This is a genomic window from Aquabacterium sp. (assembly GCF_030652515.1).
GTDB lineage: Bacteria > Pseudomonadota > Gammaproteobacteria > Burkholderiales > Burkholderiaceae_C > Aquabacterium.
On sequence record NZ_JAUSAR010000013.1, the window covers coordinates 204,769 to 211,093 of the forward strand.

Sequence of the window (6,325 nt, forward strand, 5' to 3'; positions counted from 1 at the left end):
CGAGCGTGGGCCTCAGCGCGGGGTGGGGCGAGCGTGGCGCTTGAAGAAACGCAGCATCTCCCGGGTGGCGTCCGGGCCCCTTGCATCGGTGTACGAACCCTGCATGCGACCACCCGACCACGCATGCGCCGACCCGTGGACCACCCACTGTTCTGCCACCACCTGGCCCTCGGCATTGCGGTGCTGTCGGCGCGTGTAGGCGTGGCCATTGGCTGAACGCGCCTGCTCTTGTTCCATCACTGTGCCTGCGGACTTGTCCGCCATCAGGTGGTCACCATTGACCGGGTGCACGGTGGTGTCGCGATCCCCGTGGAAGACGATCGTCGGCGCGGACGGCGCCCGTTGAGAGGCAGGCCGTGGCCCCCCGTTCTTCATGGCCATCAAGGCGCTGCTGACATCTCGCGCAGAGCCCACGGGCAGGCCCGAGTGCACCCCCACCGCCATGAACAAGTCCGGGTAGGCCTCGCCCAGGATGGCGGCCATGGCCCCGCCCGCTGACAGGCCCGCCACGTAAACCTGGCCTGGGTCGATGCCATATTGCTTCATCACGGCGCGCGTCATGTTGGCGATCATGGCAGGCTCGCCGCGGTCACGCTGCTGGTGGTTGTGCTTGAACCAGTTCCAGCAGCGTTGGGCATTGGCCTGTTGCGATTGCGCGGGGTAGAGCACGAAGAAGCCTTCGGCCAGCGCTGCGTCGTTCATGCCCGTGCCGGCGGCGAAGTCGTCGGGGTTCTGGGTGCAGCCGTGCAGCATCACCACCAAAGGCAAGGGCTGCCCCGTGTAGCTGGGCGGCACGTACAGCTTGTAGTCGCGTGTGCCGATGGGATCGCGGTGCGTGGCGCTCAGAAATTGGCCGGCCTGGTCCTGCGGCTTGCCCTTGGGCACGGGCGGGGGCGAGGCTTCATCCGGTTGAATCACCTCGCGGGCCACCACATCGATCACATTGAGGTCTGACCACGCGGGCGCCTTCGCATGGGCCCCTGGCATGCCAGACCGGGCCAACGCATCCTGAATCGCCGCAGTGGCCGTTCCCAGGTCACCTGTCAGGGTCAGGCGCGAGGCCTGGCCCATGAGTTGTTTGAAGAGAGGGTTCATGCGTGAGTTGTCCGGTTAGGCGAGGTTCAGCGCAGGCGATGGGCCAACGCGGCTTTGACGGCCGCGCTGGCGTGCAGGGCACCCATCACGGTCAAGGAGTCGATGGTGGCCAGGGCCAGTTCAGGGCTGACGTCGGGCGCGATGGTGGCCAGGCCCAGCACACGGATCTGCAAGGTCTGGCCCGCGGCCTGCACGGCGCGCAGGTCGTCGGCGCTGAAGTGCTGGATGCCCAGCACCAGCATTTTCCGAGCCACCACTTGCCGCACCACCTCGGCGTGGGTCGACAACTGGTTGCGGATGGCGGTGCGGATCAGGTCGGTGCGGTTGGCGTAGAAGCCTTCCTGCACGAGCAGGTCGATCTGTCCCAGATCGACGACGCCGACGTTGATGGTGATTTTTTCGTCCAGCGGTTTGCTGGACGTGGCGGAGGGGCTGAGTGGAGGCATGGCGCCATCCTAGCACCATCCAAGTGGATGGCGCAAGTGCTTCGCCTGTGGCCCATGCAGGCGTAGGACACCGCTGACAACGCATCGCGGTGAACGCTGCTGGATATCGGACAAGGCTTTGGGCTTAATGGCGCATTCACGTCTACCTGGGTTTGGACATTCATGCGCATTGCTGGCGAAGCCGACGAGCCCCCTCCTACCTCGTTCAAATCAGAACCCGACCGCGTGCTGCTGCACATGCCGGTGGACGTGCGCAGCGCTTCGCTGGCCATGATCGCTGCTTTGCTGGGCTTGTTCGCCCTGCATTGGGCCCGGGCGGTGTTCATCCCGCTGCTGTTGGCCATCATGTTCACCTACGCCTTGACGCCGGTGGTGGATGCGCTGTGCCGCTGGCGCCTGCCCCGCTCGCTGAGCGCTGCCGTGCTGATGCTGTCCCTGGTGTCGGCCTTGGGCGCGGGGGCCTACACCTTGCAGGACGATGTGGACAACATGATCCAGTCGATGCCCGAGGCGGCGCGCACCTTGCGCAAGGCCATTCGCGGCACGCAGGCGCAGGCCGACAGCAACATGGACAAGGTGCAGAAGGCGGCCAATCAGTTGCAGCTCGCGGCCGAGCAGCTGAGCCAGGTGGGTTCCTCCGGGGGCGCCGCTGGCATCACGCGTGTGCGGATCGAAAAGCCCACGTTCAACATCAAAGACTATGTGGTGGTGGGCACCCTGGGCATCGTCGAGATGATCGGCCAGTTCACGGCGGTGTGCTTCATCACTTACTTCATGCTGGCCTCGGGTGACATCTTCCGGCGCAAGCTGGCGCGCATCGCGGGGCCGAACTTCGCCAAGCGCAAGATCACGGTGCAGGCTCTCAACGAGATCACGCAACAGGTGCGGCGTTACTTGGTGGTGCAGATCGTTACCAGCATCGGCGTGGGCCTGGCCACCAGCCTGGCCTTCTGGGCGCTGGGCATGAAGCACGTGGCGGTGTGGGGCATCGCGGCGGCCGTGCTCAACCTGATCCCCTACCTGGGCTCAATCGCGATCTGCGTGCTGTCGGCCATCGTGGCATTGACGCAGTTCGGCTCGATCGACAAAGCCATTCTGGTGGCCAGTGTGTCGGTGCTGCTGCACATCATCTCGGGCTACATGATCACGCCCTGGCTCACCAGCCGCACCAGCCACCTGAACACCGTGGTGGTGTTCGTGGGCATGCTGGCCTGGGGATGGCTGTGGGGCGTGTGGGGGCTGCTGTTGGGCACGCCCATCATGATGGCCATCAAAGCGGTGTGTGACCGGGTGGACGAACTCAAGGCGGTCGGCGAATTGATGGGCGGGGTCGAGCCCGCCAGGGACAACGCCGCCATCAACGTGCCTTGATGGCCTGAGCCGGGCAGGCCCTGCTCAGGCCCGCTCGACTTCCGGCAAGATGGCCAGGGTCTGTGCCGGGCCGAAGATGGTGGCAAAGGCCACGTCCTTGGCATCGCGGCCGGTGGCGATCAGCACCAGGTCGCGCGGGTCCGACATGCGGGTTGGGTCGAACAGCTCCCAGCGGCCGCCCACGTAGGCTTCGAACATGGCGTGAAAGTCTGGTGGCGGCGTGTCGAACATGGCGTAACCCACGGCCAGCCTGGCGGGGATGTTCAGCGCCCGGCACAGGGTGACACCCAGGTGCGCAAAATCGCGGCACACGCCGGCGTGCTTCAGGAAAACGTCGCAGGCCGTGCTGGTGCTGTCGGTGGAACCGGTGCGGTACTCGATGTTGTGGTGGATCCAGTCGCAGATGGCTTCGACGCGTGAGCAGCCCGGTGGCACCTTGCCAAACAGCTTGACCGCGGCCGAGGCCAGCAGGTCGGATTCGCAGTACCGAGTGGGCATCAGGTTGTGCAGCACGTGGTCGGGCAACTCGGCGATGGCCAGCTCGGGGGCCTTGCGTTTGCGAGGCGGCCTGGCCACCTGCACCTTGGCCTTGTAGCGCAAGCTCAGCGTGCCAGCCTTGGCCTGAACGCGCAAGAAGCGCTGGCCCACTTGCGGATCTTCGTAAACCCGGTAATGCGCGCTGGGCGTGATCTTGAGTGACTCGGACTGGATGTGTTGGTCCTGGCCTTCAAGGGCGTGGATCTGGAACACGAAGTCGGTGGTCTGGGCCAATTTGTAGGACAGCTTGCAGTCGATGTTGAACAGGCGTGGTGTGGTGCTCATGATGCTTGGGGGTTAGAGGGGTTGTGGTGGTGTCATGGTTTGGTGATGTCAAACTGCCTGGTCGCGAATGACCAGATCATGCGAGAGGCGTCCGGGCCCTGGGCATCGCTGTAGGCCTGTCGGGCCAGTCCCCCGCTCCAGGCGTGGGCCAGGCCATCGATGGCGCACAAGGTGGCCACCGTCCGGCCGCCCCGCACCTTGAAGTCGGTCACCGTCATGGGGTGGCGTTGGCCCCGGCTGACTTGCCGGCTTTTCTCGACATGGGGGCCCGCCGCTTCGGCCCACAGCTTGGCGGCTGCCTGGCCATTGCTGGCCGCCACGATGGCGTCCCGGTCACCGTGGATGACGAGCAGTGCCGGCCAGTCGGTGGTGGCGGACAAGGCCTGCGTGGCGCCGCGGCCCCGCATCGCGGCCAGCGCCGACACCGTGGATTCGGCCGCGCCTGGCGGCACACCCGAGTGCATGGCCACGGCCTTGAACCGGTCAGGGTAGCGCGTGACCATCAAGGCGGCCATGCTGGCCCCGGCCGACATGCCCGCGATGGCGACGCGGGCAGGGTCCACCGGGTACAGCTGGCTGACCTGCTGCACGGCCGCCATCAGGATGGCTGCTTCGCCATAGGCCGTTTTGGTGCGCGTGCCATACCAGTTCCAGCAGCCCTGGGGGTTGGCTCGGCGGTCTTGCTCGGGGTAGAGCACCAGGAAGCGTTCACGCGCCGCCAGGCGGTTCATGCGGGTGCTGAGCGCGAAGGACTGGGCGTCCTGCCCGCATCCGTGCAGCATCACTAGCAAAGGCAGGCGTTCTTGCCATTGAACGCCGGGTGGTTTGAACAGGTGGTAGCGGCGCGCACCCATCGGTGACAGCGCCACGCCGGGGATCCACTCACCCTGGAGTTTGCTGGAGCGAGGTGCCCTGGCCTTGGGGGTGCGCAGCGACTGCGTCAAAGCCCGGCTGCCCGCCTTGATCGTGCTGCGGGTGATGGCACTGACCGTGCGCTGGAAGGACCGGGTCCAGATGGATTGTGGGGAGCGCCTTGCCATGAGCTGACCTGTTGATTTCAAACTGTAGTTTCCCGTCGGAAAGGCCCCGGGCGCACCGGACAGCCGCCCCGGATCTTGTAGGACATTGCCGCGTCTTGCAGTTGGGGCACCGTGAACGGGCCCCAACTGCCTGACAATTCCCAAGCCTTCCTCCTGGATTTCACGCGGATTCTCAGATGCCCGAAACGACCTCTCATGAAACAGCGCACTTCCAGCGTGTCTTGACGCGGCACCTGACCTTGCCTCTGGCAGTGGGGGCGTTCAGCGCCATGGTGTTCATCGGGCTGATTTTCTTCCTGCTGTCCCAGCTCAACTGGGTGGAGCACACCCAGCGCGTGATTGGCAAGGCCAACGAACTGAAGACCGTGATCGTGGACCAGGAAACGGGGACGCGCGGCTTCCTGATCACTGGCGAGGACAAGTTCCTGGCGCCCTACAACCTGGCCAAACCCAAAATGGCCTCGGAGTTGCTGAACTTGAAGGGGCTGGTGCTGGACAACCAACCGCAACTGGACCGGATCAACCGCATCGAGTCGCTGCAAAAACAATGGGACCAGTTTGCCCAACGCATCATCGAGCTGAGGCGAACGCAAGGCGACTACCTCAGCATCATCCGGGCCGAAACCGGCAAGCAACTGTTCGACGAAATCCGCCGTGAATTGCGGGACTTCATCGGGGAGGAAAACAAGCTCCTTCAGGAACGCAATGAAACCGCCCGCAGTACCACCTTCTGGGTGATCGTGTCGTATGTGAGCCTGGTGCTGATCCTGAGCGGCCTCATCGCCTTGAGCGGGCGGCGCCAGATCATGACCCTGTCAGCCAGCTACGGCGATGCACTGCGCCAGCATGTGCTCAGCACCAAAGCCTTGCAGGAGAAGGCCTGGTTCCGCATTGGCCAGACCCAATTGGCCGAGCGCCTGTTGGGGCAGTTGACCTTGCCGGTGTTGAGCCGCCATGTGCTGGAGTTCATGGCCGGCTACCTGGGCGTGGCCGTGGCGGCCCTGTATGTGCGCAACCAGTCTGGCCAGTTGGTGCGGGCCGGGGCTTATGGGTTTGACAAGCACCATGAGCAGGTGGCACAAAGCTTTGACCTGGACCATGGCCTGGTGGGGCAGGTGGCCATGGATGGCCAGCTCAAGCATGTTCCGCAAGTGCCCGACCACCACTTCAAGGTCACCACTGGCCTGAGCACGGGGGCGCCCACGGACGTGGTCCTGCTGCCCATCAGCAACGATGGCCAGGTCAACGGGGTGATGGAGTTGGGCTTCATGCGGCCCGTGGTCGAGCGCGATCTGGAGTTGCTGCGCATCCTGGCCACCAACGTGGGCGCCTCGGTGGAGGCCGCGCAGTACCGTCAGCGGCTGCAGGACGCGCTGGAAGAAACGCACCAGCTCAATGAATAGCTGCTGACCCAGCAGGAAGAACTGCGCACCGCCAATGAAGAGCTGGAAGAGCAGTCGCGCGTGCTGACCGAATCCCAGACGAACCTGGAGCACCAGCAAGCAGAGTTGGAGCAGATCAATGTCCAGCTGACCGAGCAGGCCTTGATCG

6 protein-coding genes are annotated in these 6,325 nt (G+C 64.7%); 2 read left to right on the plus strand and 4 right to left on the minus strand.

Annotated elements, in window-relative coordinates; translation table 11 throughout:
* Positions 1-12: 12 nt before the first annotated feature.
* Together Q7V20_RS03385 and Q7V20_RS03390 are read right to left on the minus strand one after the other, a co-directional pair.
* Complete coding sequence (locus Q7V20_RS03385) at positions 13-1,095, minus strand: PHB depolymerase family esterase (RefSeq protein ID WP_304787175.1); 1,083 nt, start codon at positions 1,093-1,095, stop codon at positions 13-15.
* Between the two features lie 26 nt (positions 1,096-1,121).
* On the minus strand, positions 1,122-1,541 hold the full coding sequence (locus Q7V20_RS03390; protein WP_304787177.1) for a CopG family transcriptional regulator: 420 nt from the start codon (positions 1,539-1,541) through the stop codon (positions 1,122-1,124).
* 162 nt (positions 1,542-1,703) lie between these two features.
* Between Q7V20_RS03390 and Q7V20_RS03395 the strand changes: the two genes are divergently transcribed.
* Positions 1,704-2,912, plus strand: coding sequence for an AI-2E family transporter (locus Q7V20_RS03395; protein WP_304787179.1), 1,209 nt, complete (start codon positions 1,704-1,706; stop codon positions 2,910-2,912).
* A 24-nt stretch (positions 2,913-2,936) separates the two neighbouring features.
* Here Q7V20_RS03395 and Q7V20_RS03400 read toward each other — a convergent pair whose 3' ends face one another.
* Together Q7V20_RS03400 and Q7V20_RS03405 are read right to left on the minus strand one after the other, a co-directional pair.
* Positions 2,937-3,734, minus strand: a complete 798-nt coding sequence (locus Q7V20_RS03400; RefSeq protein WP_304787181.1) for a transglutaminase family protein — start codon at positions 3,732-3,734, stop codon at positions 2,937-2,939.
* 32 nt (positions 3,735-3,766) lie between these two features.
* Positions 3,767-4,774 carry a PHB depolymerase family esterase gene (locus Q7V20_RS03405; protein WP_304787183.1) on the minus strand — a complete coding sequence of 336 codons (1,008 nt, stop codon included), beginning with the start codon at positions 4,772-4,774 and terminating at the stop codon, positions 3,767-3,769.
* Between the two features lie 176 nt (positions 4,775-4,950).
* Between Q7V20_RS03405 and Q7V20_RS03410 the strand changes: the two genes are divergently transcribed.
* Complete coding sequence (locus Q7V20_RS03410; RefSeq protein WP_304787185.1) at positions 4,951-6,177, plus strand: CHASE3 domain-containing protein; 1,227 nt, start codon at positions 4,951-4,953, stop codon at positions 6,175-6,177.
* Positions 6,178-6,325: the final 148 nt, after the last annotated feature.